A 25,323-nucleotide genomic window follows, 5' to 3' on the forward strand; every position below is an offset into this window, starting at 1 on the left:
CCGCCACCCACCCCCGCCGTCCCGACCTCGCGGGAAAGCCCTCGGCCGCCCGCGTTGGGTGAGCGCACGGCCGAAGGGAAGGTGACGGCATCGGAACGGCGGCGAGGGTGGCGAAGGGGAGCGAACTCGACCTCTCAGCCGTTCCTTGCCGCCTCGCCCAGCGCGTCGCGGAGTTGCTGGAACCCCTTCAACACCTCTGCAAGTGACGTCTCATGTCCCTGCGGGAAGTGCCGGGAAAGCTGCTCCAGGCGCCGGTTCAGCTCCCGCTGCTTCACGCGTCGGCGCCAGGAACTGTCAACGATCCAGGCACTGGCGGCCACCAAACCCCAGATACCTCGGACACGACCTCGCCCCCGGACGGTCGACGGCCACTCATCGGCCATGCGCCTCGCCCCGTACTGCTCACGCGTCTTGGCGATTTCCCACGAGCGGCACCGCGCAGTGCGGGACATCGGCCCAGCTCCTCGGTATACGTACCAGTCCCTGGCCTTCACGTCAGATCCCTTCGAGCGATGTCGGATGAACCGGGCTGGCTGCTGTCCCTTGCCAGGGCCGCGCTCGTAACGGGGAAGGAGCCGTCTCCTGGCCGCAAGGGCGGGCCGAACCCCTCCGTCTGATCGGCTCGGCGAGAGCACACCAGCTCCGTGCAGCTGACAAGCGGCAGGAAGAAGACCGCTCTGGCCGACCATTCCACCCACGCCCCGCCGCAGTTGAGGGCCAGACCGCACGGCTCGCCGCGGTGGAGTGCCCCCATGGCACCTGCCTGCCCTTGGCCGCTGACCCATCCCAGTACGCGCTGTCGCTCACGTTCGGGGAGACCGGCGGCCATCTCCCGCACATCCGCGCTGATGAGCCGGACCGCGCGCACGGGACTGTGTGCGGCAACGGCCGTCCAGGACGCCAGCACATCCGCGTGCACCGAGCGATACACGACCGCTCGCACCAGAACCCAGGCGTGATGAGAGCGGCGGCCCCCGCTACACCCCGCGTCATGCGGCCCCCTGACCACACGGGACCCGAAGGGGAGCCGTCGCCGTACGGACATCCACGTCCGGTCGGGCGATGAAGGCGTACGTGCACCCCTCCGCATCAACTGCCCTGAGAACGAAAGGGATCCCGGCCGCCAGCCCGTCCACCGCCCAGCGGTATTCGACCGCATCGTCCAACCACGCGCGCACCGCCCGGTCGTACGGGGCACCTAACTGCTGGGCCACCTGCTCCGCCCGCTTACGAACCCAGCCCAGGGCCCCGCCAGGTGAGTACGACATCCAACCGCCGAGGTTGACCGGAGTCCCGTCCGGGCAATGGACGGTGGCCTCTGCGCGGAAGGCCATGCGTTCCGGGGCTGTCACGGCCGGTGCGGTGCTGATAGAGGTGGGCGCGGCGCCGAGGCGTCGGATACGGCCAATTCGGCCCACACGATCTTTCCGATGTCGTCCCGGTCGACGCCCCACCCACTGGCCAAGGCGTCCACCAGCACCAAACCACGCCCGCATTCTTCGTCCTCCTCAGCTTGAATCATCACGGGTAGTTCGTCGCTCGCGTCGCGCACTTCCAGGCGCAGGAGGCCGTCCGACAGGGTGAACCGGACGCCGACCTCGGGAGCAGGCGAGGCCTGTGCCGTCACGGCATTGGTGACCAGTTCGGACAGCAACAGCTCTGCGGAGCACGCTGGTTCACCGGCGATGCGCCAGATATGGAGCTGGTGACGGAGTGCTTCGCGGGCCCGCCCGGCGCTACGGCTGTCGCTGGAGAAGTGATAGGCCGCAGTGGGCGGTTGGACGGTCGTCGGTCGTGTCGCTGCTTGTTGGGCGCGTGCGGACATAGCTATCCCCTTGGTGCGCATAACGGAGCGTTGCGTCTACGCAACGCCACATTTCGTGTGCGTTGCGTCACGAGCCTCAAGGTAGGGGAGCCTTCTGGGGCTACGCAAGTGACACTGTCGCAAATTTGCGCTCACTCTGTGTGTGCGCTCAGATTGGCCCTGTGTCGCCCCAACGCGGCAGACTGGGGCGGCCGTTGAAAGGAGCGACATGCCCGCAGGTGGGAAGCCGACGGTCCGCAGTCGGAGGCTCGGAACCGTCCTGAAGCGTTATCGGGAAGCGGCCGGCCTTGATCAGGCCGATGGCGCCGAGGCGATCCTGAAGTCTGTGTCCAAAATCAGTCGCTTGGAAAGCGGGCAGACGTCCGCCTCGGCCCTGGAGGTCCGCACACTGCTGGATCGCTACGGGGTGGAGGACGCGGAAGAACGATCCCGATTGTTGGAGTGGGCCCGCAGGAGTAATGAGCGCGGCTGGTGGATTGACTACCAGGAGTTGGTCCGGCCTGGTTACGCGGACCACATCACGCTTGAGACTGATGCGACATATATCCGCTCCTGGAGTCCCACGCGGATTCCCGGTCTGCTGCAAACCCCGGAATACACAGAGACTGTCATCACCATAGGGCCCAAGTTCATTCCGCCAGGGCGTGTAGCGGAGTTGGTGAAGCTACGACAGGAGCGACAGCGCAGGATCGAGGAAGGTGGCGCGCACTTCACGGCGATCATCTGGGAACCAGCTATCACCGCGTTGGCCAGTGAGCGGTGGGTGCAGTCTGGCCAGTTGGCGCAGCTCCTTGAGGCGAGCCAGCGGCAGAACGTCACGATTCAGCTCCTGCCGATGACGCAAAGCCTGGTTGCTGGAATGTCGGGTGCCTTCGTGGCCTTCTCGTTCGGTGTGGAAGCGAACGTGGAGGCAGTGACGCTGGAGAATCCGGCGAATACCAACGTCGTGGAAGAACCCGAGGATCTGGCCCTGTATGTCAGGATCTTCGATCAGCTACGCTCTGCTGCACTGTCGCCTGATGAGACCGCCGAACGTATCAGGCAGCTCCTTGGTGGCGGACCGCAGTGCAGGGAGGGGCATGGTGAATCCTGAGATAGTCAGCGCGTTTCGCAAGTCTTCCTACTCGGGTCAGGAGGGAGACTGTGTGGAGGTGGCCGACACCGGTGACGGGCGTCGCGTCGTACGAGACAGTAAGGATCCCGCGGGCCCTCGTCTCGTCGTCGGTAGGGGTGCCTGGACTTCGTTCGTGGAGATGTTGATGGCCGGTGGTTAGACGGCCCACTGCGGACACCCGTCCCAGGCTGGCAGCGAGAGAAGCGGGCAGAGGCGTCATGAGCCGGGCACCTGACCCTGGAGCCCGCCGTCGTACTCCGGTCACTGCAACGCCTCAAGTGCCTTCAGCATGAGCGCCCGTGCTTCCGCGCCGTAGACGGCCATCCGGCGCAGCTGCTCGAATGTCTTCAGGTACTGGGCGATCTCGGAGGGCTGAGTGATGCTCACCTCTGCCGAAACCAGCTCGACCGACACGAGGGTGTCGTCGTAGACGTGGAATGTCTCCTGCGGCAGCTGTGCCCGCTCGCGTGTCGCCATCGGGACGATCCCGAGAGAAACAGGCGGCAGGTCAGCGGCCTTAATCAGGTAAGCCAGCTGGGTAGGCAGCGCGTCCGAGTCTCCGATCTGGCAATACAGGACCGCTTCTTCGATGAGCAGTACGCACCGCTTCCCCGGCTCATGGATGACACGTGAGCGCTCGACCCGCGCACGCGCGGCCTCCGCGCTGTCGTCGCAGGGAAGTTCAGGAAAGTCGGCGACGGCGCTGAGCACCGCAGCCGCGTAGCCCTCGGTCTGCAGCAGGCCGGGCACGAGGGTGGAGGAGTAGATACGGAACAACTGGGTCTCGTGGAATAACGGGACCAATGTGCTCTGGAGTTCAGTCAACCCGTTGCGTACCTGGTGGCGCCACTCGGTGTATGTGGACTCGGTGTTGTCAGTGCGAAGAGCGAATTCCCTGGCGGGCTGTGGCATTGCGTGCATCCTTGTGCATAAGTTGGGGGCGTCATGGAAGACAGAGTGACCGCCGGGCTCTGTTGATCACGTTCTGTGCCTCGGTGCCGTAGACGGCGGACTGTCGGAGCATGTTCCAAACGCTCAGGTACAAGGTGATGCTCTCTTCGTCCTCCAGCCACAACTCTGCGTGCCAGTCCTCGGTGACTGCCACCCGGTCGTCCAGCACGTAGAAGGCGTTGGCCGCAGGAATCTTGAGTGAAGCGTTGAGGGGAACTATCCCCAGCTCTACCGTGTCCAGACCGTTGACGCCTATGAGGCGGTCAAGCTGGGCGGCGAGTACGGAGGGCGGACAGACCAGAGCGTGCAGAGCCGCCTCCCACATGATGATGCGGAATTTCCTGCCGGGCTGGTACAGCAGTTCTTGGCGCCTCAGCCTGGCGCGTACGGCTTCGTCCGCGTCTCGTGGGGATTTCCGGAGTTCCGCGTAACGGGTGAAGATATGTCGTGCGTAATCGGCCGTCTGAAGCATTCCTTCGATGATGGATTGCTGCCAGGTATGGATGACCCGGGTCCGCACAATTTCGCTGTTCCAGTTTTCTTGTACTGGACGGTGGCCCGAGGCAAGTTGACGTCGCCACGACCGGATCTGGGATTCGAACCCTTTGAGGCGTGCGTACAGCTCGTCGAATGCCTCGGGCTGTTCCGTGGCGTCTACCCAGGCACGTAGATCTTCCGGGGTGGCGGTCTGCTTTCCGTTTTCTAGCTTGTAGATCTTTGAATGCGTCCAGCCGAGGCGTTGTGCCAGCTGTGTCCCGGTGAGCCGGCCTCCAGGGCGCGCGATGCGGAGTTCGCGCAGGCGCACTCCGAGCGCGACTCGCGCTTGCTGGTAGTCCGTGCTCACCGGGTGCGGCTCACTCCTCGGTTGCGGCCACCAGCGCCGCGAACTGTTCGTAGGGGGTGGAGTGATGCAGCGCGGCATCGCGTACCTGTGCGTACCGCATCACTTCCGCGGGCTCCGTGATCAATTCGACGTTGAGGAGAGTGTCTGCCTCGTCGAAGTGCAATAGTGCGATGAACCGTGAGTCGAAGATCCAGAAGTCTTCGGCGGGCAGCTGAAGCCGCTCGGCGTCGGCGCGCCACAGGTTGCGCATTTCTTCCCCTGTGGCTGAGTTGCGCTTCGCGTTGTTGAGTAGGTACAGCTGGCCGGTGGTCGGAGGATTGTCGACGATGCGCACCCGGCCGACGCGCTTACCGGCCGCCGTCTGTGCTCGCATGTTCCTGCACCATTCGTCGTCGAGATCCCATGCCACTGTGCCCGTCTCGACGAATTCGCGGTAGGTCTTCTCCGCACGGTCGGAGGCATAACCGCGGCGGGTTTCCAGCCGCCATGCCGAGTGTTCGAATGTCCTGAAGAGTCGGCGGAACTCGTCCAGGGCGATGATCTTGGGCACGCGTGTGACCTCCTTGGGGCCGAAATGGACGAGCAGCTCCGGCGGAACGACCACCGCGGTCTCGCCTTCGTTGAAGTGCTGGAGCTGGCTGAGGTCTTCCGGATCGGTGAGCGGCTTACCTTGCACGATCCACTCGCCCGTGTCTAAGTCCTCGTGCAGGGCGGGGCACCCACCGTCGCCGCTGTTGGTGCCGTTGAAACGCAGTCGCCGTGCCATGGCTGCCTCCCTCGTGGCGGAGGTGTCGGCCTCCAGCATCACTGGGCCTCGGAGCCCCACACCACACCTTGTACCCACTCGTGTGAGAACAGGCGAGAACATTCGGCCATTTATCGCGAACATTGCAGAACATTGCGTGGTGGTGTCTTCTCCCGCTTCCTAACGTCCTGCTCATGACCGCACCGAACACGCAGCAATGGACGGACCTTGCCGCGGCGACCACGTCTTCGACGCACCAGTGCCCAGCGTGCAAGGACCTGGAACGCGGCCGTAAGCAGGCCGAAGCCGCGCGGGATCTCAGCAGGGTGACCGACTTCAGGGTGCTGATCGTCCGGCACCGGATGAGGCACGCAGCGGCGGAGTCGTAACAGGCCGACGGGCGCATACGAGACTCCCGCCCCGGCCGTCACTCCCTGGCAGGACCCGGCCGGAGCGGGCGGGCCCACAAGGGGGCCCTCGCAAGTGCACGACGACGCGCGGACCGACCGCGCGTCGACTCGGCACCCGAGGAGATGACGATGCGATACCGCTTCGATGCCGTCAAGTACGGCGGCGACGAGGACGACGGCAATGGCGGCAACCAGAGCGGAGGCTGCGGCGACGGCGATGGGTGCGGCCGCCAGTAGTCCGTGCACCTGGGCGGCCCTCGTTCCCCAGGGTGAGGGCCGCCCGTGCGAACCAGCCGGACAGTGGGGTCACTTGAACCAGGGGAGAACGATGGGCAGGCTCCACCACCATGCCTACATCTGGCTCGGCCACGGGGACGTCCTTGTGAAGCCGGGTGATGCTCACCGGCGTCCGCAGCACAAGGAGTTCCTCGCCGCCCAGGTGATGCCGCTGGAGTGCGCGGACTGGCTTCTGAAACCGGCCTCCCGAGTCGAGGCGACGTTCGACGTACCGAAGGAGGGGGCGGACTGGTACGTCGGGCAACTCGCCGCGTACGACGACCTCTTCGCGGATTCGTACGCGGTCGACCCTGCGTACGAGGAGACCGTGCGGGTCTTGTCCGCCGGTGAGGACCGAGTCGGGGGTTGGTGGGTGACCGGTGGCCGCTTCCTCTCGCTCAATCTGATCGCCTGTAGTCCGCACCGCGTACGTCCGGAGTACGCGTGCCCGCTGGGGTAGTTCCGCGGGCAGGCCCCGGCTGTTCGTGCGGTCGTCCGGCACGGCTGTGGCCTCGCGGCCGTTCCCTGTTCGCCTCGCCCCGCGGTCTCGCCGTGCCGTCTTCTTCGCGGTCACCGTCGTCATGCAGTACGTCTTCGGCGCGGTCGCCCGCGAGCTCGCCGAGCAGGAGGCGCAGCGCCGCACCGGCCAGACCGAGGAGCAGTGGCGGGCGAGCGTCGGCTCCTACATCCAGGAGGTCGTCGCGAGCGGGCAGTACCCGCAGTTCGCCCGCCGTGTCGTCGAGGCCGAGGACCGCAGCTTCCAGGAGCTCTTCGACTTCGGCCTCGACTGCTTGCTCGACGGCCTCGCCGGGCGCGCGGCCGGCGGCGCCGTGCGGCCCTGAACCGGTCCCGGCGCCGCCGGGCGGTGCGTCAGGACCGGACGTGGGGGATCACGGCCGGTTGTGGCGCCGGCCGATGACCTCGTGGGCCAGTGCGAGGAGGTCGGGGATACGGGGGTGGGCCGGGCCGTCGCGCCAGGCGATGACCACGGGGACCGGCGGGGCGTCGGTCAGCGGGACGTAGGCCATGGCGGGGTGCGGACGCATCTCGGCGGTGGCGGAGGTGGTGACGCCCACGGCCCGGCCGCCGGTGACGGCGGCCAGCCAGTCGTCCGTGTTGCCGATGGTGATGGTCGAGGCGGGGCGGGCCGAGGCGGGCCACAGGTCGAGAGTGGTGACGCCCGAGACGGTGTTGAGGGCGATGGTGCGGTCGGCCAGTTCCGTGAGGGAGAGGGCGGCGCGATGGGCGAGCGGATCGTCGGCGGGCAGCCCGGCCACCCGGGGCTCGGTGGTCAGCTGCTCGGTGACCAGGCCCGGGGCGCGGACCTCGCCGCGGAGCAGGGCGGCGTCCACGTCACCGCGGGCGAGACCGGCCGTGCGGTCGTCGATACGGAGGAGTTCGAGCGGCGTTTCCGGGTGCTCCTCACGCCAGCGGCGCAGCAGCGTCGTGGTGTCCGTACCGGCGGCCGACCAGGCGTGGCCCAGGCGCAGGGGCCAGGAGGTGCGGTGCCCGTAACCGAGCGCCCCGTCGAAGGCGGTCACCGCGATGGCGGCCCGGTCGCGGAAGGCGAGGCCGTCGGGGGTGAGGGCGAGGTGGTGGGTGGAGCGGTCGACCAGGCGGACGCCCAGTTCGTTTTCCAGCTGGCGCAGGGTGCGGGAGACGGCGGGCTGGGTCAGATGGAGACGCTCGGCGGCGCGGGTCACGCTGAGGGTGTCGGCGATGGCGAGAAAGCAGCGGAAATGACGCAGCTCGATGCTCATGCGTGCGGAGCATAACAACAGGGGAAAGGGCATTTCACAGACCGGAAGTGCGGGCCTTAGCGTGGGGGGTGTGAACGCCTCGCCCGCCGGTCCCGAGGGACCTGAACCCGCCACTTCCGTCCCTACGATGTCCTCCGGTAACGGGGGGATTCCGCAGCCCGTGCCGGTCTCGCCCGAGGTGATGACGGCGGAGGCCGAGGCCAGGACCGTCGGAGCCGCGGGGGCGCGCGGGCGGATCGGGTCGGTGGCGCTGGTCATCGGCGGGATCGTCTCGCTGCAGTTCGGCGCCTCGGTGGCGGTGCTGCTCTTCCCGCGGGCCGGTGCGCTGGGCGTCGTCACACTGCGGCTGGTCGCCGCCTCGCTGGTCCTGCTGATCTTCTGCCGTCCCAAGGTGCGTGGCCATTCGCGCGGCGACTGGACCACGGTGCTCGCGTTCGGCGTCGCACTGGTCGGCATGAACTCGCTCTTCTACCAGGCGCTCGACCGCATTCCGCTGGGCGCCGCGGTGACGCTGGAGTTCCTCGGTCCGCTGATCCTGTCGGTGGCCACCTCGCGCCGGCTGTCGAGCCTGGTGTGGGCGGCGCTGGCGCTGGGTGGCGTGGTGCTGCTGGGGCGGGAGGGGTTCGACGGTCTCAACCTCGTCGGCGCCGGGTTCGCGGTGGCGGCCGGCGGGCTGTGGGCCGCGTACATCCTGCTCTCGGCCCGTACGGGACAGCGCTTCCCGCAGGCGGACGGGCTGGCGCTGGCGATGGCCGTCGCCGCGCTGCTCAGCCTGCCGCTCGGCATCGCCAGCGCGGGCAGCGCACTGCTGAACCCGGTCACGCTGGGGCTGGGCGCCGCGGTCGCCCTGATGTCGTCCGTCATGCCCTACACCCTGGAACTGCTCGCCCTGCGCAAGCTCCCGGCCTCCGGTTTCGCGGTGATGATGAGCCTGGAGCCGGCCGCCGCGGCGACCGCCGGATTCCTGGTACTGCACCAGGCGCTGGGGTGGGCCGAGATCCTGGCGATCGGGCTGGTCGTGATCGCGAGCGTGGGAGCGGTACGGAGCGCGGGGGCGGGCTCGCACTGAGCCGCGGGCCCGTCATACGCCGGCTCCTACGGCTCCTACGGCTCCTACGGCTCCTACGGCTCCTACGGCCCCTACGGCCCCTACGGCCCCTACGGGCCAGTGCGGCCGGTCACTCGCGGCGGCGCACCCTCGCCCGTAGCGGCGTCGCCGGCTGGAGCAGCAGGCCGACCTTCGGTGCCATCGGGCCGGCCGGGATGTCCAGATGGCAGTGCTGCGCCAGCGTGGCCAGCAACAGTGCCGCCTCCACCTGCGCGAAGCGGGCGCCCAGGCAGCTGCGCCGGCCGCCGCCGAAGGGGAACCAGGCATGGTCCGGGATGACGTCCGGTGCGTCGGCGTCCCAGCGCTCGGGGCGGAACGCCGCCGGGTCGCGGAACCATCGCGGGTCCCGGTGGGCCGACCACTGGCTGCACCACACCGTCGTCCCGGCGCGGATGGCCCTCCCGCCCAGGACGGCACCCTCCCGCGCCACGGCCGGAATCAGCCAGGCGGGCGGATACAGCCGCAGCGTCTCCTGGACGATCTGCCGGGTCCAGGTCAGCCGCTCGTAGTCGTCGATGGTGGGCAGCCGCCCGTCGAGCACCCGCGCCAGCTCGTCGTCCAGCCGGGCGCGCACCTGCGGCGCCCGGGCCAGCAGATACCAGGCCCAGGTCAGCGCGGTGGAGGTGGTCTCATGGCCGGCCGCCCAGAGCGTGACCGCCTCGTCGCGCACCTCCTTCGCCGACAGCGGCCGGCCCTCCGCGTCCCGGGCGGCGAGCAGCCGGCTCAGCAGGTCGTCCCGCCCACCCGGCCCGTCCTGCCCGGCCTCCGCCGCCTGCCGGGCGCGGATCAGCCGGTGCACCTCGGCGTCGATGGTGGCCACCGCGCCGAGCAGCTGGCGCCGCGACGGCGTACGCACCCAGGCGGGCAGAAAGAGGCTGATGCCCCGTAGTTCGTCGGCGACGGCCTTCTCGGCGACCGCCATCGCGTCGCCGAGCGCCCGGGTCTGCGCGCCGAGGTCGTTGCCGAACAGCGTCCGCAGCACGACCTGCTGGGTGATCAGCGCCATCTCGCCGTGTACGTCGATCTGTGCGTGCGGCTGCCAGCGTTCGGTCGCCAGCCGGGCGCAGTCGACCATCGTCGCGGCATAACCGCGGACCTGACGGGGTCGGACGGTCGGCTGGACGAGGGCGCGTTTACGGCGCCAGTCGGTGCCCCGGCTGGCGATCACGCTCCGGCCGGTGATCTGCCGGAACGCCCAGCCGATCTCCAGGATGTCGAAGGTCTGCTCACGGGCCGCCAGCAGCTCGGCGATGTGCTGCGGATGGGAGAGGAACAGGCTTCGCCGCGGGCCCAGCGACCAGGTCACCGTGTCCCCGAACTCGTCCCGCAGCCGCACCAGGAAGGCCAGCGGATCCTTGCCGAAGGCCGGCAGATTCCCCAGCCACGGGAGGCCGCGCGGACCGGGGACGGGGCGGAGCGGAACGGGCGGAACGGGAACGGACAAAGCCCCTCCAGAGGTAGTGAGCCACGCAGCACACTCCTACCCAATTGCGGTGCCCGGGCGGTGGACCGGCCGAGAAGATCATGCAGGCGTGCTTGATTGTTTCTGCCCGCACTGCCACGCTCGGAGCGCACCCGCACCACACCGCACCCGAATGGCCGCAGCACTTCGCCGCGGCCATCGCCGTATGCCAACGCGCCCCGCTGCCACGGCAGTTGGGCCGATGAGGGGAGTGTCGCGTGTCCGATCCCGGCGCCGTACTGGCGGATCTGCGGGCGGAGAGCGAGGAGCTGGACGCGCTGGTCGCAGAGCTCCCGGCCGGGCGCTGGGCGGCGCCGACGCCCGCCGACGGCTGGACCATCGCCCACCAGATCGCCCATCTGGCCTGGACCGACCGGCAGGCGCTGCTCTCGGCCACCGACCCGGAGGCCTTCCTGCGGGCCGCCCGGGAGGCGCTCGGCTCACCGCTGACCTTCGTCGACGAGGCCGCCGAGGCCGGTGCGCAGGTGCCGCCCGGGGAGCTGCTCGCGGGCTGGCGCGCCGGCCGCGAGGTGCTGCTGCGGTCCCTGGCCGACCGTCCGGCCGGCGAGAAACTGCCGTGGTTCGGCCCGCCGATGAGCGTCGCGTCGATGGCCACCGGACGCCTGATGGAGACCTGGGCGCACGGCCAGGACGTCGCCGACACGCTGGGCGTCACCCGCACCCCCACCGCGCGGCTGCGGCATATCGCCCGGATCGGCGTACGGGCCCGGAACTTCTCCTACGCCGCGCATCAACTCACCCCGCCCGACGAGGAGTTCAGGGTCGAGCTACGGGCGCCGGACGGCACGCTCTGGGAGTACGGGCCGCCGGCGGCCGGGCAGCGGGTGACCGGCGAGGCGCTGGAGTTCTGTCTGCTGGTGACCCAGCGGGCGCACCGCGCCGATCTGCCGTCCCTGCGGGCCGAAGGCGCCGACGCACAACGGTGGCTGGAGATCGCGCAGGCCTTCGCGGGCCCGCCCGGGAAGGGCCGCGCACCGACGGGGAAGGCCGCCACCTCATGAGCGACGGCAGCCCCAGCAGCCATATACGCCCCATAGGCGCAGACCCCGCCATCCTCCGCATCGGCAATGCCTCCGGCTTCTACGGCGACCGCTTCGACGCGCTGCGCGAGATGCTCACCGGCGGCCCCCTGGACGTACTGACCGGCGACTATCTCGCCGAACTGACCATGCTGATCCTCGGCCGGGACCGCCTGAAGGACCCCGCGCGCGGCTACGCCAAGACCTTTCTGCGGCAGCTGGAGGACGGTCTCGGGCTGGCCGTCGAGCGCGGAGTGCGCCTCGTCACCAACGCGGGCGGGCTGAACCCGGCAGGACTCGCCGACGCCGTACGGGAGTTGGCGGACAAGGTCGGCGTGCCCGTAAGGGTGGCCCATGTGGCGGGGGACGATCTGCTGGCGCGCGGGGGGTGGGGCGAGGGGGTGCTCACCGCCAATGCCTACCTGGGCGGCGGCGGGATCGCCGCGTGCCTGCGCGCCGGGGCCGATGTCGTGGTGACCGGGCGGGTCACCGACGCCGCGCTGGTCAGCGGGGCGGCCCAGGCGCACTTCGGCTGGCGGCCGCAGGACCTGGACCAACTGGCCGGTGCGGTGGTCGCCGGGCATGTCCTCGAATGCGGCACCCAGGCGACCGGCGGCAACTACTCCTTCTTCGGCGCCCACGACGTCTTCGGCGCCCCCGACCTGCTGCGGCCCGGCTTCCCGCTCGCCGAGATCTCCGCCGACGGCAGCGCGGTGATCACCAAGCATCCGGGCACCGGCGGCGCGGTCACCACCGGCACGGTCACCGCCCAGCTGCTGTACGAGACGGCTGGCGCCCGCTACGCCGGGCCGGATGTGACGGCGCGGCTGGACACCGTACGGATCGCCCAGGACGGCCCGGACCGGGTACGGATCGACGGGGTGCGCGGCGAGGCGCCGCCGCCGACGCTCAAGACCGGGCTGACCCGCCTCGGCGGCTGGCGCAACGAGGTCACCTTCGTGCTGACCGGGCTGGAGGTGCCGGCCAAGGCCGAGCTGGTCCGGGCGCAGATGGACGCGGCCTTCGACGCGGCCGGCCAGCGCCCGGCCGAGGTGCGCTGGACGCTGGCCCGCACCGACCGGGCCGATGCCGAGGTGCAGGAGGAGGCGAGCGCGCTGCTGCGGCTGGTGGTGCGGGACGCCGACCAGGACGCGGTGGGGCGGGTGGTCAGCGGCGCCGCGATCGAGCTGGCACTGGCCAGCTACCCCGGCTTCCATGTCACCGCGCCGCCCGGCAAGGGCACCCCGTACGGCGTCTTCGAGGCGGTCGCGGTGGACGCCGCCGAGGTGCCGCATACGGCCGTACTCCCGGACGGCACCCGGACATCCGTCCAACCTGCCCCGGAATCACGGCAGTTGGAGCGGCTCGCGGACCCGCCGCTCCCCGAACCCCTGGACGCCGCGGCGGCCCTGCCCACCCGGCGGGCACCGCTCGGCCTGGTCGCCGGTGCCCGCAGCGGCGACAAGGGCGGCTCCGCCAATGTCGGGGTGTGGGCCCGTACGGAGGCGGCATGGCGCTGGCTGGCCCATGAGCTGACCGTCGAACGCTTCCGGCAACTGCTGCCGGAGACCGCCGAACTGCCGGTCGACCGGCACGTACTGCCGAATCTGCGCGCGCTCAACTTCGTCGTCGACGGACTGCTCGGCGAGGGCGTGGCGGCACAGGCCCGGTTCGATCCGCAGGCCAAGGCCGTGGGGGAGTGGCTGCGTGCGCGGCACATGGACATACCGGAGGTGCTGTTGTGACCGTGCTCGCAACCGGGCTCGACCCGGCGAGCGCCGAATACGCGGAGCGTCGTACGGCGATGCTCGCGAAGCTGGCGGAGATCGAGGCCGAACACGCCAGGGCGACCGCGGGCGGCGGCGAGAAGTACACCGCCCGGCACCGGGGGCGCGGCAAGCTGCTCGCCCGCGAGCGCATCGAACTGCTCGTCGACCCCGACACCCCGTTCCTGGAGCTGTCGCCGCTCGCGGCCTGGAGCAGTGATTACGCCGTGGGCGCGTCGCTGGTCACCGGCATCGGCACCATCGAAGGCGTGGAGTGCCTGATCACCGCCAACGACCCGACGGTGCGCGGCGGCGCCTCCAACCCCTGGACGCTGAAGAAGGCGCTGCGGGCCAACGAGATCGCCTACGCCAACCGCCTCCCGGTGATCTCGCTCGTCGAGTCCGGCGGCGCCGACCTGCCCAGCCAGAAGGAGATCTTCATCCCGGGCGGGGCGCTGTTCAAGGACCTCACCCGGCTGTCCGCGGCCGGCATCCCGACCGTCGCCGTGGTCTTCGGCAACTCCACCGCCGGCGGCGCCTACGTCCCCGGGATGTCCGACCACGTCATCATGGTCAAGGAGCGCGCCAAGGTCTTCCTGGGCGGGCCGCCGCTGGTGAAGATGGCGACCGGCGAGGAGAGCGACGACGAGTCGCTGGGCGGCGCCGAGATGCACGCCCGTACGTCCGGTCTCGCGGACTACTTCGCGCTGGACGAGCCGGATGCGCTGCGCCAGGCCCGGCGGGTCGTCGCCCGCCTCAACTGGCGCAAGGCACACCCCGATCCGGGCCCCGCCGCGCCGCCCGCCCACGACGAGGAAGAGCTGCTCGGCATCGTCCCCGGCGATCTCAAGGCGCCGTTCGACCCGCGCGAGGTCATCGCCCGGATCGTGGACGGCTCCGACTTCGACGAGTTCAAACCGCTGTACGGGCCGAGCCTGACGACCGGCTGGGCCGCACTGCACGGCTACCCCGTCGGCATCCTCGCCAACGCCCAGGGCGTGCTCTTCAGCGAGGAGTCCCAAAAGGCCGCCCAGTTCATCCAGTTGGCCAACCAGCGCGACATCCCGCTGCTCTTCCTGCACAACACCACCGGCTACATGGTCGGCAAGGAGTACGAGCAGGGCGGCATCATCAAACACGGCGCCATGATGATCAACGCGGTGTCGAACTCGAAGGTGCCGCATCTGAGCGTCCTGATGGGCGCCTCGTACGGCGCCGGCCACTACGGCATGTGCGGCCGCGCCTACGACCCGCGCTTCCTCTTCGCCTGGCCCAGCGCCAAGTCCGCCGTCATGGGCCCCCAGCAGCTCGCCGGCGTCCTGTCCATCGTCGCCCGCGCCTCGGCCGCGGCCAAGGGGCAGCCGTACGACGAGGAGGCCGACGCCGGGCTGCGCGCGATGGTCGAGCAGCAGATCGAGTCGGAGTCGCTGCCGATGTTCCTGTCCGGGCGGCTCTACGACGACGGCGTCATCGACCCGCGCGACACCCGTACCGTCCTCGGCCTGTGCCTGGCCGCCCTCCACACCGCCCCCGTCGAGGGCGCGCGGGGCGGCTTCGGCATCTTCCGGATGTGAGGCAGAAGTGATCCGCTCCGTACTTGTCGCAGGCCGCGGCGAAATAGCCCGACGGGTCTTCCGTACGTGCCGTGAGCTGGGCATCGCGACGGTCGCCGTCCACTCGGACGCCGACGCCGGCGCCCCGCACGTCCGCGAGGCGGACACCGCCGTACGGCTCCCCGGCGACGCCCCCGCCGACACCTATCTGCGCGGCGACCTGATCGTGCGGGCCGCACTCGCCGCGGGCGCCGACGCCGTCCACCCCGGCTACGGCTTCCTCTCCGAGAACGCTGCCTTCGCCGCTGCGGTGGCCGAAGCGGGGCTGTCCTGGATCGGACCGCCGCCCGCCGCCATCGAGGCGATGGCGTCCAAGACACGGGCCAAGGAGCTGATGGCGGCGGCCGGGGTGCCGCTGCTCGCACCCGTGGACCCGGCGGCCGCCACCAAGGCCGAGCTGCCGCTGCTGGTGAAGGCGGCGGCCGGAGGCGGCGGTCGCGGAATGCGTCTGGTCACCGAACTCGCCGACCTCGAAGGCGAGTTGAAGGCCGCCGAGGCCGAGGCGGCGGCCGCCTTCGGGGACGGCGAGGTCTTCGTCGAGCCGTATGTCGTCGGCGGGCGCCATGTCGAGGTGCAGATCCTCGCCGACGCACACGGCACGGTCTGGACGCTCGGCACCCGCGACTGCTCCCTCCAGCGCCGCCACCAGAAAGTCATCGAGGAGGCCCCGGCCCCCGCACTGCCCGACGAACTGCGCGACACCCTGCACCGGGCCGCCGCCCGGGCCGCCCGCGCCATCGACTACCGGGGCGCCGGCACCGTGGAGTTCCTGGTCACCACCGACGGCCGGGCGTACTTCCTGGAGATGAACACCCGCCTCCAGGTCGAGCACCCGGTCACCGAGGAGATCTACCGCCTCGACCTGGTCGCCCTCCAGATCCGGGTGGCCGAGGGCCGGCCGCTCGAAGCCCGGCCGCCGGCCCCCTCGGGGCATGCCGTCGAGGCCCGCCTCTACGCCGAGGACCCGGCGGCCGGCTGGCAACCACAGACCGGCACCCTGCACCGGCTGGCGCTGCCCGACGGCGTACGGCTGGACTCCGGCGTGACCGACGGCGACACCATCGGCGTCCACTACGACCCCATGCTCGCCAAGGTCATCGCCTGGGCGCCGAGCCGCGACGAGGCCGTACGGAAGCTGGCCGGCGCCCTGGAACGGGCCCGCATCCACGGCCCCGCCACCAACCGCGAACTGCTCGTACGCTCCCTGCGCCACCCGGAGTTCACCGACGCCGACGCCCTGGACACCGGCTTCTACGACCGCAACCTCGCCGCACTGACCCGGCCCGGCGGGGACACGGCGGCCGTCTTCGCCCTCGCCGCCGCCCTCGCCGACGCACACGGCCGCTCCCGCTTCGGCGGCTTCCGCAACGTCCCCTCCGGCCCCCAGGTCAAGACCTACGCCCACGCGGGCACCGACCACGAGATCCGCTACCGGCTGACCCGGGACGGACTGCTGGCCGAGGACTTCCCCGGCGTCCGCCTGCTCTCCCTCGCCCCCGACGAAGTGGTACTCGAAGTCGACGGCCTGCGACGGCAGTTCGCCGTCTCGCGGCACGGCGACCGGGTCCATGTCGACGCCCCGCACGGCAGCCACGCCTTCACCGCCCTGCCCCGCTTCCCCGACCCCACCGCCCGCACGGAACCCGGCTCGCTGCTCGCGCCGATGCCCGGCACGGTCGTCCGCATCGCCCCGGGTCTCGCCGAGGGCGACCGGGTCGAGGCCGGCCAGCCGCTGCTGTGGCTGGAGGCGATGAAGATGGAACACAAGATCACCGCACCGGCCGCCGGCACCCTCACCGCGCTGCCCGTACACACCGGCCGCCAGGTCGAGGTGGGCGCCCTCCTCGCCGTAGTGGCGGAGCCGGCCGCGACACCGGCGGACTGAGCCCGGCCAAAGCCCCGCTTCCCTCCCCGCACCACCCTCAGAGCCCATCGCACACAAGGAGCCGCCATGAGCAACCCTGTGATCGAGACCGAGGAACACCGCGCCCTGCGGGACGCCGTCGCCGCGCTCGGCAAGCGCTACGGCCGCGAGTACGTCGCCACCGTCGTCGCCGAGGGCAAGCACACCGACGAACTCTGGGCCGAGGCCGCGGGGCTCGGCTACCTCGGCGTCAACCTCCCCGAGGAGTACGGCGGCGGAGGCGGCGGCATCGTCGAACTCTCCCTGGTCCTCGAAGAGCTGGGCGCGGCAGGCTGTCCGCTGCTGATGCTGGTCGTCTCCCCGGCCATCTGCGGCACCGTCATCGCACGCTTCGGCACCGAGGAGCAGAAGCGGACCTGGCTGCCGGGGCTGGCGGACGGCTCCCGCAAGATGGCCTTCGGAATCACCGAACCGGACGCCGGGTCCAACTCGCACCGCATCACCACCACCGCCCGCAAGGACGGGGACGAGTGGGTCCTCAACGGCCGCAAGGTGTTCATCTCCGGAGTCGATATCGCCGACGCGACGCTGATCGTCGGCCGGACGGAGGACGCCAGGACCGGGCGGCTCAAGCCCTGCCTGTTCATCGTGCCGCGCGATACCCCCGGATTCGGCCGCAGCCCCATAGCGATGGAACTGGCCGCCCCGGAAAAGCAGTTCGAGCTCACGCTGGACGAGGTACGGCTGCCCGCCGAAGCACTGGTCGGCGACGAGGACGCCGGCCTGTTGCAGCTGTTCGCCGGGCTCAACCCGGAGCGCATCATGACCGCCGCGTTCGCCCTCGGAATGGGCCGCTACGCCCTCGACCGCGCCGTCGACTACGCCCGTACCCGCCAGGTGTGGAAGGAGCCCATCGGCGCCCACCAGGCCATCGCCCACCCGCTCGCACAGGCCCATATCGAGCTGGAACTCGCCCACTTGATGATGCAGAAGGCGGCGCACCTCTACGACGCCGGCGACGATATGGCCGCCGGCGAGGCCGCCAACATGGCCAAGTACGCGGCCGCCGAGGCCGCGGTCCGCGCCGTCGACCAGTCCGTACACACCCTCGGCGGCAACGGCCTCACCCAGGAATACGGCCTCGCCTCGATGATCACCGCCGCCCGGGTGGCCAGGATCGCCCCGGTCAGCCGCGAGATGATCCTCAACTTCGTCTCGCACCAGTCGCTGGGGCTGCCCAAGTCGTACTGAGGGCGGGATGCTGCTTGCCAGGGGGCGCAGGCGCCTGCGGTCTCTGCTGCGTTGTCAGTGGCTCGCGCTAGCGTGGTCACATCACTTGGAAGGGGGTGTTGCTTCGGTGCTTTCGGGTCGCAGGTACCGGCTTGAGCTGACGGCTGAACAGGCCGAACAGTGCCAGGAGTTCGGTGATATCTGCCGTGCTGTGTGGAACACCGCCCTCGAACAGCGCAGGGAATACCGTCGGCGCGGGGCGTGGATGAATTACGTGCCGCAGTGCGCCGAACTCGCTGAGGCCAAGCGCGACCATCCGTGGTTGAAGACCGCGCCGGCGCAGCTGCTCCAGCAGACTCTCCGGGATCTGGACCGGGCGTGCCGTGAACACAGCGCCTTCAAGGTCCGTTGGCGCTCGAAGGCCCGATGGTCCCCGTCGTTCCGGTTCCCGGCCGGGAAGTCCATCGCAGTTGAGCGGCTGAGCCGTAAGTGGGGTCGTGTCAAGCTCCTCAAACTGGGGTGGGTCCGATTCCGCTGGTCTCGGCCTCTCGGCCTCTCGGCGGCGAGATCCGTTCGGCGACTGTCAGCCGGAGAGGCAGGCAGTGGTTTGTGTCCTTCCTCGTGGACGAAGGACGCGAAACGCCACAGGAGCACGCGATGCCGGATTCCGCCGTGGGCATCGACCGAGGTGTGACGGTCGCGGCCGTGACCAGCGATGGAACCTTCCACGACAGGCAGTTCATCACTGTCGGCGAGACGGTCCGGTGCCGCAGGCTTCAGAAGAAGCTGGCCCGGCAGAAGAAGGGATCTGCGAACCTACGCAAGACCGTCGCCGCGCTATGGCGGATCACGGGCCGGGTCACCGATCGGCGCACCGACTTCTGCGCCTACACCGCCAACCGCATCACCGCCCGCAATGCTCTCGTGGTCCTCGAAGACCTACGCACCCGGAACATGACCGCGAGTGCGTCCGGAACGCTCGACCGGCCGGGCCGCAACGTCCGACAGAAGGCCGGGCTCAACCGCGCGATCCTCGACAAGGGCTGGCACAAGTTCGAACTGGCCTTACGTAGCGCCGCTCGCCACACGGGCAGTGTGATCCTTCTCGTCAACCCCGCCTACACGTCCCAGACGTGCAACCGGTGCGGGCATGTGGACCCGAAGAGCCGCAAGAGCCAAGCGGCCTTCGAGTGCACCGCCTGCGGACACCGGGACCACGCCGACGTGAACGCGGCCAAGAACCAACGGGACGCGGGGCTCGCGTTCCCAGCCTGTGGAGACCTCGGCACCAGCCGGTCCGCGAAGCAGGAACCTGTAAGCCGGGCGACCGGCCGTAACCCCTGAGAAGGGGAATCCCCGTCATTCGAGGCGGGGAGGACGTCAAAAAAAGTGCGCCGCGTGGAATTCCTGGACAGCGTGCCGCGCGCCACCACCGGAAAGATCCTGCGGCGCGAACTGCGCGCCAGGGAAAGGAGTTCGACGGCCCGATGACCGACGCACCCGTGACACCCCTCGTGTCGCGCTCCACCGAGCGCGGCATCACCACCCTCACCCTGGACTCCCCGCACAACCGCAATGCGCTCTCCGCCCGTCTGGTCGCCGAGCTGCACCGGGCGCTCGCGGACGCCGCGGCCGACGACGGCACCCGCGCCGTGGTGCTCACCCACACGGGCAGCACGTTCTGCGCCGGTGCGGACCTCTCCGAGGCCACCTCGGGGGCGGCCAAGGACGGGCCGCTGGGCCTGGCCCGGCTGCTGCGCACCATCGTGGAGCTGCCCCGGCCCGTCGTCGCCCGGGTCACCGGGCATGTCCGGGCCGGCGGCCTCGGTCTGCTCGGCGCCTGCGACATCTCCGCGGCCGGGCCGGACGCCACCTTCGCCTTCACCGAGGCCCGCCTCGGCCTGGCCCCCGCGGTCATCTCCATGCCGCTGCTGCCGCGGCTGGACCCGCGCGCCACCGGCCGTTACTACCTGACCGGCGAGAAGTTCGGCGCCGCTGAGGCGGCCAGGATCGGCCTGGTCACGCTCGCGGCCGACGATGTCGACGCCGGTCTCGCACCCGTACTGGACGGGCTGCGCAAGGGCTCCCCACAGGGCCTGGCCGAGTCGAAGAAGCTGGTCACCGCGCAGGTGTTGGCCGCCTTCGACCGCGACACCGACGCGCTGGCCGAACAGTCGGCGCGGCTCTTCGGCTCCGCCGAGGCCCGCGAGGGCATGACCGCCTTCCTGGAGCGACGGGCCCCGGCATGGGCGCGCTGACCCCGGCCCGCGGCGCCAAGCAGCCCCAGCAGGAACGCAGCCGCGCCACCCGCCTCAAGCTGCTGGAGGCCGCCGTCTCCTGCCTGGCGGAGCGCGGCTGGAGCGGCAGCACGGTCTCCGTGGTCGCCGAGCGGGCGGGCGTCTCCCGGGGCGCCGCCCAGCACCACTTCCGCACCCGCGAGGACCTCTTCACCGCGGCCGTCGAACATGTCGCGGAGAAGCGCCAGGGCGCCCTGAAGGCGGTCGCCCACAATCTGCCGCCGGCCGGGTCCATCGCCCGCACCTGGATCATCGTCGAGGAGCTCGTCGGCCTCTACACGGGACCGCTGTTCCGCGCCGCGCTGCATCTGTGGGTGGCCGCCTCCGACGAGGAGCAGCTGCGCGAGCGGGTCACCGCCCTGGAGGCGCGGGTCGGGCGGGACGCGCACCGTACGGCGGTGGCGCTGCTGGACGCCGATGAAGCGGCGCCCGGCGTACGGGAAACCGTTCAGGGGCTGCTGGATATGGCCCGGGGGCTGGGGCTCGCCAATCTGCTGACGGACGACTCGGGGCGTCGGGACCGGGTGGTCGAGCAGTGGGCGAAGATCATCGACGGGGTTCTGAACCCTGCCGGGTAGGGGGCCTGCCCACGTTTTTGGCTTTCCCGCCGTGGGGGTGTCTCGCTGTTGCTCCCCCACTGCCTGAAGGGCGTGGGAGGTACCCCCACGCGGCGGGCGGGTGGTTGTCGGGTGCGGTGACGGGCCTCCGGGGGCTTGTTTGTGGACTGCTTCGCTTTACGTCCACAAACAAGCCCCCTCCGGCCCGTCCCCTCCCGTGGGTGGATGAGTGAACGTGGGTGGGGGCGGGCCCCTCTTGGCCGCGTGGGCCCCTCTTGGCCGTGTAGGCCTCTCTTGGGCGCGTAGGGCCCTCTTGGGCGTTTCGCGCCCTCTTGCGTGTTTCGGGGTTCACCTACGGCGTTTCGGTGTGATCACGAGGCGCGCCGGACCGGCTACGTGCACCCCCACCCGGCCTTTCCCCACCCCCAACGAGAGGGGACGGGCCGGAGCGGGTGGGTGTCCGGACGTTAAGCGAAGCAGTCCGGACACCCACCCGCGGAGGACCGTCACCGCACCCCGACAGCNCCACCCGCGGAGGACCGTCACCGCACCCCGACAGCCCCGCGCAGCGGACACCGCCCGCCGCGTGGGGGTACCTCCCACGCCCTTCAGGCAGTGGGGGAGCAACAGCGACAAACCACCACGGCGGGAAAGCTGAAAACGTGGGACAACAGCCAAGCGCAGCGGTTAGCGAGGAGCGCTGTCGTCGTAGCCGGCGATCTCCTGCGGGCCGCGCGCGGCGGGCCCCACATACCGGGCCGACGGCCGGACCAGTCGGCCGGTCCGCTTCTGCTCCAGGATGTGCGCGCTCCAGCCGGCCGTACGGGCACAGGTGAACATCGAGGTGAACATGTGCGCCGGGACCTCGGCGAAGTCCAGAACGATGGCCGCCCAGAATTCGACGTTGGTGGCCAGCACCCGGTCCGGACGGCGGTTGTGCAGCTCCTCCAGCGCGGCCTTCTCCAGCGCCTCGGCGACCTCGAAGCGCGGGGCGGCCAGCTCCTTGGCGGTGCGCCGCAGCACCCGCGCCCGCGGGTCCTCGGCGCGGTAGACGCGGTGGCCGAAGCCCATCAGCCGCTCGCCGTTGTCCAGCGCCTGCCGGACATAGGCGCCGGCGTCGCCGGTCCGCTCGATCTCCTCGATCATGCCGAGGACGCGGGAAGGCGCGCCGCCGTGCAGCGGGCCGGACATCGCACCGACCGCGCCGGACAGCGCCGCCGCCACGTCCGCGCCGGTGGAGGCGATGACCCGGGCGGTGAAGGTGGAGGCGTTCATGCCGTGCTCGGCGGCCGAGGTCCAGTAGGCGTCGACGGCCTTGACGTGCTTGGGGTCGGGCTCACCGCGCCAGCGCTTCATGAAGCGCTCCACGACCGTCTCGGCCTTGTCGATCTCCCTCTGCGGCACCATCGGCAGGCCCTGCCCGCGCGCCGACTGGGCGACGTAGGACAGCGCCATCACCGCGGCGCGGGCGAGGTTGTCGCGGGCCGTCTGCTCGTCGATGTCCAGCAGCGGTTTGAGGCCCCATACGGGCGCCAGCATCGCGAGCGCGGACTGCACATCGACCCGGATGTCGCCGGAGTGCACCGGAATCGGGAACGGCTCGGCGGGCGGCAGACCAGGGTTGAAGGCGCCGTCGACCAGCAGTCCCCAAACGTTCCCGAAGGACACGTGCCCGACGAGGTCTTCGATGTCGACCCCGCGGTAGCGCAGCGCGCCGCCTTCCTTATCCGGTTCGGCGATCTCCGTCTCGAACGCGACAACTCCTTCGAGTCCGGGTACGAAGTCGGACATCAGGCGGCTCCTCAAGATGGGGACGGCGTAGGGTCCATGACCGGCTGCCGTGCGGTCGGGTCTGGTGTGCGGTGCCGGCGCGGTTACGCGGCTGCGCCGGGCAGCTCGCGGTCCGTACCGGTCACCCCGGTGATGCCCCGCCAGGGCGTGGGTCACGCGACGGTCTTGCCCGCAGTGGGTCGGGCCGCGGGCGGCCGGGTGGCGGTGTGGTGCGTCTCTTTTGGCCGGACGGACACGATAGCTCTCCCTGTCCGGAGGCCACAGTGGGCCGGCCCATGATTTTGGCGGGTCCCTCACCTGCGGGGAAGCGTGAGATCCGGCACACTGGTCGATTTGCCGACGGGAGGGTTACGGCTGGTCGACGAGGGGCAGACTTCCACCCCTCCCGGCTGACCGCGTCGGACCCGATGTTGCAAGATGAGGCCGTGCACCCAGCCGACGCGCCTCACGCCGAGACCCCCGATCCCTCCACCATGCGTGCGCACTACCGCGCCGAGGGACTCGCCGAGTCCGACCTCGCCGCCAGTCCTTACGACCAATTCGCGCGCTGGTTCAAGGACGCGACCGTCGCCCGTCTGCACGAGCCGAACGCCATGGTCGTCTCGACCGCGGACTCCGCCGGCCGGCCGAGTTCACGGACCGTACTCCTCAAGGCGTTCGACGACCGCGGCTTTGTGTTCTTCACCAACTACCACAGCCGAAAAGGCCGTGAACTCGCCGAAAACCCCTATATCTCCCTGGTGTTCCCCTGGCACCCGCTCTCCCGCCAGGTCGTGGTGAGCGGTATCGCGGAGCGCATCGGCCGGGACGAGACCGCCGCCTACTTCCGTACCCGCCCGCACGGCTCCCAGCTGGGCGCCTGGGCCAGTGACCAGTCCGCGCCGGTCGCCTCGCGCGAGGAACTGGAGCACGCCTACGAGGAATTGGCGGCCCGCTACCCGGAGGGCGAGCAGGTGCCGGCGCCGCCGCACTGGGGCGGCTACCGGATCGCCGCCGAGACGGTCGAATTCTGGCAGGGCCGGCTCAACCGGCTGCACGACCGGCTGCGGTACGTCCGGGAGGCCGGGGAAGCGGCCGGGACCTGGACCTGGCGGGTGGAGCGCCTGGCGCCCTGACGCCGCAGGCAAACGCAGACGACCCGCGGGCTGGTTCCTCCGCGCTCGGTGGCGCGAAGGGCCGGTCGGACGAACCGGCAGCCCGCGGGTCGGGTGACTGCTTGGGATTGGCCGGCTGCGCATCTGCAGTATGCGCCGGTCCGGCGCTGCACTTCGGTGAAGCGACGGGCCGCTAGCCCGCAGCCACCTCACGCGTCCGGTGCGAAATCATCTGCCGAACCACCTCCCTTCTCGTGTGCTCCACACATTAGGAAGCCGGTCGGCGTCGCACAACCACATTTCCCGGAAGCAACGATTTCCGTGAATCGCGTGTGTGCTGTGTCACGTTCCAGTTGAATGTTCCCAGGTGGAGCACGTGTGGCCGTTCGTAAGGGGTGCCAGTGACTGCTTCGTCAGCTTCTTCTGGTCTTTCCGGCTCAGCGGCCTCGGCGCGCTGTGCCGGCGAGGAGACCGACGACTCCGGACTGCTCGCCGCGCTCCTGGACGGCATGGACGCCGCCCTGGTCGCCTTCGCCGCGGACGGCACGGTCACGCACTGGAACCACGAAGCCGAACGCATCCTGGGCTGGACCGCCGCCGAGGCCGTCGGCCGTATCGGCCTGGCCGGCTGGGCGGTCCGCAAGGAGGACACCGATGTGATCGAGGCGGCGCTCACCGCCGCCATGCGCTCCCCGGGCCGCCAGGTCCATGAATTCGCCCTGCTGACCAAGGACGGCCACCGGGTGCTCGTGCGCACCCAGTCCTCCGCGGTCCGCGGCCCCGGCGACCGGGTCGCGGGCGTGTACTGCGCGTTCAGCGAGGTGCACACCCAGATGGACCTGGAGCGGTCGATCGCGCTCAGTGAGGCGCTCTTCGAGGACGCGTCATGGGGTGTGGTGCTGGTCGACGCCGATCTGCGGCCCGCCGTCGTCAACGCGCACGCCGCCCGCACCCTGGGCGTGGGGCGTACGGCCATGCTGGGGCGCCCGCTGGGCGAGCTGCTGGCGCAGGGCGTCGAGGAGCTGGAGTGCGCTCTCCAGCACGTCCTCGCCGAGGGCGCGCCGCCGGCCGCCGCCGAGCTGTGGGTGACGCTGCGCTCCGAGGAGGCCGAGCTGCCGCGCCGGTGCTGGCGCAGCGGCTTCGTCCGGCTGGCCTCGCCGCTGGCCGAGGAGCCGGTGCCGCTGGGCGTCGCCTGGCTCTTCCAGGACATCACGGAGGCCAAGCGCACCGAGCAGGAGAACTCCCTGCTGCGCTTCCGCGCCCATCAGCTGCACCGCGCGGGACGGGCGGCCGCGGAGTGCCCGGACCCGGCCGAGGCCGCCGCGGTCCACCTCGACTTCGCGCTGGCGGGCTTCGCCGACCACGGCCTGGTCGATCTGGCCACGACGCCCGCACCGGCGCCGTACGGGGCGGTCGCCGAGGACGATGCCTACGAGGCGTACGACGCCTACGACGGGACCGGTGCGGTGTGGGGCGCCGACCCGGCACCCCTCACCGGTGGGCCGGCCGGCCCCGCAGCCACCGGCGCGGCTGCCGACCGCCGGGCGCGGCAGCGCGGTGCGCCACGCCTGGTGCG

25 protein-coding genes are annotated in these 25,323 nt (G+C 70.5%); 17 read left to right on the forward strand and 8 right to left on the reverse strand.

From position 1 onward, the window contains the following. Positions 1-134: 134 nt before the first annotated feature. Together DY245_RS19565 and DY245_RS19575 are read right to left on the reverse strand one after the other, a co-directional pair. On the reverse strand, positions 135-452 hold the full coding sequence (locus DY245_RS19565) for a hypothetical protein (RefSeq protein ID WP_128508549.1): 318 nt from the start codon (positions 450-452) through the stop codon (positions 135-137). Positions 453-1,348: 896 nt separating this feature from the next. Further along, the gene (locus DY245_RS19575) at positions 1,349-1,825 is read right to left on the reverse strand and encodes an ATP-binding protein (protein WP_244943134.1); all 477 of its coding nucleotides are present in this window, start codon (positions 1,823-1,825) and stop codon (positions 1,349-1,351) included. A gap of 208 nt (positions 1,826-2,033) precedes the next feature. Between DY245_RS19575 and DY245_RS19580 the strand changes: the two genes are divergently transcribed. After that, positions 2,034-2,918 carry a helix-turn-helix domain-containing protein gene (locus DY245_RS19580; RefSeq protein ID WP_128508551.1) on the forward strand — a complete coding sequence of 295 codons (885 nt, stop codon included), beginning with the start codon at positions 2,034-2,036 and terminating at the stop codon, positions 2,916-2,918. Continuing rightward, positions 2,905-3,099 carry a DUF397 domain-containing protein gene (locus DY245_RS19585; RefSeq protein ID WP_128508552.1) on the forward strand — a complete coding sequence of 65 codons (195 nt, stop codon included), beginning with the start codon at positions 2,905-2,907 and terminating at the stop codon, positions 3,097-3,099. The genes DY245_RS19580 and DY245_RS19585 overlap by 14 nt, the downstream gene beginning before the upstream one ends. 101 nt (positions 3,100-3,200) lie before the next feature. On the opposite strand, the gene DY245_RS19590 is transcribed toward DY245_RS19585, so the two are convergent. From DY245_RS19590 to DY245_RS19600, 3 genes are read right to left on the reverse strand one after another with little or no spacing between them, the layout of a single operon-like run. After that, positions 3,201-3,851, reverse strand: coding sequence for a DUF5753 domain-containing protein (locus tag DY245_RS19590; protein WP_128508553.1), 651 nt, complete (start codon positions 3,849-3,851; stop codon positions 3,201-3,203). A 31-nt stretch (positions 3,852-3,882) separates the two neighbouring features. Further along, the gene (locus tag DY245_RS19595; RefSeq protein WP_128508554.1) at positions 3,883-4,734 is read right to left on the reverse strand and encodes a helix-turn-helix domain-containing protein; all 852 of its coding nucleotides are present in this window, start codon (positions 4,732-4,734) and stop codon (positions 3,883-3,885) included. A 10-nt stretch (positions 4,735-4,744) separates the two neighbouring features. After that, a complete protein-coding gene (locus DY245_RS19600) occupies positions 4,745-5,500 on the reverse strand; it encodes a DUF6879 family protein (protein WP_128508555.1) in 756 nt (251 codons plus the stop codon). 173 nt (positions 5,501-5,673) lie between these two features. On the opposite strand from DY245_RS19600, the gene DY245_RS19605 reads away from it, so the two are divergent. The 3 genes from DY245_RS19605 to DY245_RS19615 all read left to right on the forward strand — a co-directional run bounded on the left by DY245_RS19605 (position 5,674) and on the right by DY245_RS19615 (position 7,007). Then, the gene (locus DY245_RS19605) at positions 5,674-5,868 is read left to right on the forward strand and encodes a hypothetical protein (protein WP_128508556.1); all 195 of its coding nucleotides are present in this window, start codon (positions 5,674-5,676) and stop codon (positions 5,866-5,868) included. A 349-nt stretch (positions 5,869-6,217) separates the two neighbouring features. Continuing rightward, positions 6,218-6,625 carry a hypothetical protein gene (locus DY245_RS19610; protein ID WP_128508557.1) on the forward strand — a complete coding sequence of 136 codons (408 nt, stop codon included), beginning with the start codon at positions 6,218-6,220 and terminating at the stop codon, positions 6,623-6,625. A gap of 46 nt (positions 6,626-6,671) precedes the next feature. Further along, positions 6,672-7,007: a TetR/AcrR family transcriptional regulator C-terminal domain-containing protein gene (locus tag DY245_RS19615; RefSeq protein WP_280524986.1), complete on the forward strand. Its 336-nt coding sequence runs from the start codon at positions 6,672-6,674 to the stop codon at positions 7,005-7,007. Between the two features lie 48 nt (positions 7,008-7,055). Here DY245_RS19615 and DY245_RS19620 read toward each other — a convergent pair whose 3' ends face one another. Beyond that, on the reverse strand, positions 7,056-7,925 hold the full coding sequence (locus DY245_RS19620; RefSeq protein WP_128508559.1) for a LysR family transcriptional regulator: 870 nt from the start codon (positions 7,923-7,925) through the stop codon (positions 7,056-7,058). Between the two features lie 181 nt (positions 7,926-8,106). Between DY245_RS19620 and DY245_RS19625 the strand changes: the two genes are divergently transcribed. Then, entirely contained in the window at positions 8,107-8,994 is an 888-nt protein-coding gene (locus DY245_RS19625) for an EamA family transporter (RefSeq protein WP_244943137.1), read from the forward strand. A gap of 109 nt (positions 8,995-9,103) precedes the next feature. Here DY245_RS19625 and DY245_RS19630 read toward each other — a convergent pair whose 3' ends face one another. After that, on the reverse strand, positions 9,104-10,477 hold the full coding sequence (locus DY245_RS19630) for a cytochrome P450 (protein WP_128508561.1): 1,374 nt from the start codon (positions 10,475-10,477) through the stop codon (positions 9,104-9,106). Positions 10,478-10,713: 236 nt separating this feature from the next. On the opposite strand from DY245_RS19630, the gene DY245_RS19635 reads away from it, so the two are divergent. The 9 genes from DY245_RS19635 (at position 10,714) to DY245_RS19670 (ending at position 20,883) form a co-directional block, all read left to right on the forward strand. Continuing rightward, positions 10,714-11,517, forward strand: a complete 804-nt coding sequence (locus DY245_RS19635; protein ID WP_128508562.1) for a TIGR03084 family metal-binding protein — start codon at positions 10,714-10,716, stop codon at positions 11,515-11,517. After that, on the forward strand, positions 11,514-13,280 hold the full coding sequence (locus DY245_RS19640) for an acyclic terpene utilization AtuA family protein (protein WP_128508563.1): 1,767 nt from the start codon (positions 11,514-11,516) through the stop codon (positions 13,278-13,280). The genes DY245_RS19635 and DY245_RS19640 overlap by 4 nt, the downstream gene beginning before the upstream one ends. Beyond that, positions 13,277-14,875 (forward strand): acyl-CoA carboxylase subunit beta, encoded by a 1,599-nt coding sequence (locus DY245_RS19645; protein WP_128508564.1) that lies wholly within the window; start codon positions 13,277-13,279, stop codon positions 14,873-14,875. Before DY245_RS19640 ends, DY245_RS19645 begins: the two co-directional genes overlap by 4 nt. 7 nt (positions 14,876-14,882) lie before the next feature. Next, positions 14,883-16,799 (forward strand): ATP-binding protein, encoded by a 1,917-nt coding sequence (locus tag DY245_RS19650; protein WP_128508565.1) that lies wholly within the window; start codon positions 14,883-14,885, stop codon positions 16,797-16,799. 66 nt (positions 16,800-16,865) lie between these two features. After that, the gene (locus DY245_RS19655) at positions 16,866-18,029 is read left to right on the forward strand and encodes an acyl-CoA dehydrogenase family protein (protein WP_128508566.1); all 1,164 of its coding nucleotides are present in this window, start codon (positions 16,866-16,868) and stop codon (positions 18,027-18,029) included. A gap of 7 nt (positions 18,030-18,036) precedes the next feature. Continuing rightward, positions 18,037-18,702: a helix-turn-helix domain-containing protein gene (locus DY245_RS48315; RefSeq protein ID WP_425329414.1), complete on the forward strand. Its 666-nt coding sequence runs from the start codon at positions 18,037-18,039 to the stop codon at positions 18,700-18,702. Next, complete coding sequence (locus DY245_RS45300; protein WP_244943136.1) at positions 18,618-19,352, forward strand: RNA-guided endonuclease InsQ/TnpB family protein; 735 nt, start codon at positions 18,618-18,620, stop codon at positions 19,350-19,352. The genes DY245_RS48315 and DY245_RS45300 overlap by 85 nt, the downstream gene beginning before the upstream one ends. A gap of 143 nt (positions 19,353-19,495) precedes the next feature. Beyond that, positions 19,496-20,266, forward strand: coding sequence for an enoyl-CoA hydratase family protein (locus DY245_RS19665; protein ID WP_128508567.1), 771 nt, complete (start codon positions 19,496-19,498; stop codon positions 20,264-20,266). After that, positions 20,254-20,883 carry a TetR/AcrR family transcriptional regulator gene (locus DY245_RS19670; RefSeq protein ID WP_128508568.1) on the forward strand — a complete coding sequence of 210 codons (630 nt, stop codon included), beginning with the start codon at positions 20,254-20,256 and terminating at the stop codon, positions 20,881-20,883. Before DY245_RS19665 ends, DY245_RS19670 begins: the two co-directional genes overlap by 13 nt. Positions 20,884-21,549: 666 nt before the next feature. On the opposite strand, the gene DY245_RS19675 is transcribed toward DY245_RS19670, so the two are convergent. Next, positions 21,550-22,653 carry a citrate synthase 2 gene (locus DY245_RS19675; protein ID WP_181923766.1) on the reverse strand — a complete coding sequence of 368 codons (1,104 nt, stop codon included), beginning with the start codon at positions 22,651-22,653 and terminating at the stop codon, positions 21,550-21,552. A gap of 407 nt (positions 22,654-23,060) precedes the next feature. Between DY245_RS19675 and pdxH the strand changes: the two genes are divergently transcribed. Then, the gene (pdxH, locus tag DY245_RS19680) at positions 23,061-23,768 is read left to right on the forward strand and encodes a pyridoxamine 5'-phosphate oxidase (protein ID WP_238574837.1); all 708 of its coding nucleotides are present in this window, start codon (positions 23,061-23,063) and stop codon (positions 23,766-23,768) included. 380 nt (positions 23,769-24,148) lie between these two features. After that, on the forward strand, positions 24,149-25,323 hold a 1,175-nt coding region (locus tag DY245_RS19685; protein ID WP_342354200.1), incomplete at its 3' end, for a PAS domain-containing protein.

Source organism: Streptomyces inhibens (assembly GCF_003389455.1).
Classification (GTDB): domain Bacteria; phylum Actinomycetota; class Actinomycetes; order Streptomycetales; family Streptomycetaceae; genus Streptomyces; species Streptomyces inhibens.

Bases quoted from the DNA above. Each gene is read 5' to 3' on its own strand.
- DY245_RS19580 (WP_128508551.1), top strand. From the start codon at position 2,034: ATGCCCGCAGGTGGGAAGCCGACGGTCCGCAGTCGGAGGCTCGGAACC.
- DY245_RS19585 (WP_128508552.1), top strand. From the start codon at position 2,905: ATGGTGAATCCTGAGATAGTCAGCGCGTTTCGCAAGTCTTCCTACTCG.
- DY245_RS19605 (WP_128508556.1), top strand. From the start codon at position 5,674: ATGACCGCACCGAACACGCAGCAATGGACGGACCTTGCCGCGGCGACC.
- DY245_RS19665 (WP_128508567.1), top strand. From the start codon at position 19,496: ATGACCGACGCACCCGTGACACCCCTCGTGTCGCGCTCCACCGAGCGC.
- DY245_RS19565 (WP_128508549.1), bottom strand. From the start codon at position 452: ATGTCCCGCACTGCGCGGTGCCGCTCGTGGGAAATCGCCAAGACGCGT.
- pdxH (WP_238574837.1), top strand. From the start codon at position 23,061: ATGTTGCAAGATGAGGCCGTGCACCCAGCCGACGCGCCTCACGCCGAG.
- DY245_RS19600 (WP_128508555.1), bottom strand. From the start codon at position 5,500: ATGGCACGGCGACTGCGTTTCAACGGCACCAACAGCGGCGACGGTGGG.
- DY245_RS19575 (WP_244943134.1), bottom strand. From the start codon at position 1,825: ATGTCCGCACGCGCCCAACAAGCAGCGACACGACCGACGACCGTCCAA.
- DY245_RS19655 (WP_128508566.1), top strand. From the start codon at position 16,866: ATGAGCAACCCTGTGATCGAGACCGAGGAACACCGCGCCCTGCGGGAC.
- DY245_RS19675 (WP_181923766.1), bottom strand. From the start codon at position 22,653: ATGTCCGACTTCGTACCCGGACTCGAAGGAGTTGTCGCGTTCGAGACG.
- DY245_RS19670 (WP_128508568.1), top strand. From the start codon at position 20,254: ATGGGCGCGCTGACCCCGGCCCGCGGCGCCAAGCAGCCCCAGCAGGAA.
- DY245_RS19610 (WP_128508557.1), top strand. From the start codon at position 6,218: ATGGGCAGGCTCCACCACCATGCCTACATCTGGCTCGGCCACGGGGAC.
- DY245_RS19625 (WP_244943137.1), top strand. From the start codon at position 8,107: ATGACGGCGGAGGCCGAGGCCAGGACCGTCGGAGCCGCGGGGGCGCGC.
- DY245_RS19590 (WP_128508553.1), bottom strand. From the start codon at position 3,851: ATGCCACAGCCCGCCAGGGAATTCGCTCTTCGCACTGACAACACCGAG.
- DY245_RS19620 (WP_128508559.1), bottom strand. From the start codon at position 7,925: ATGAGCATCGAGCTGCGTCATTTCCGCTGCTTTCTCGCCATCGCCGAC.
- DY245_RS48315 (WP_425329414.1), top strand. From the start codon at position 18,037: ATGCTGCTTGCCAGGGGGCGCAGGCGCCTGCGGTCTCTGCTGCGTTGT.
- DY245_RS19640 (WP_128508563.1), top strand. From the start codon at position 11,514: ATGAGCGACGGCAGCCCCAGCAGCCATATACGCCCCATAGGCGCAGAC.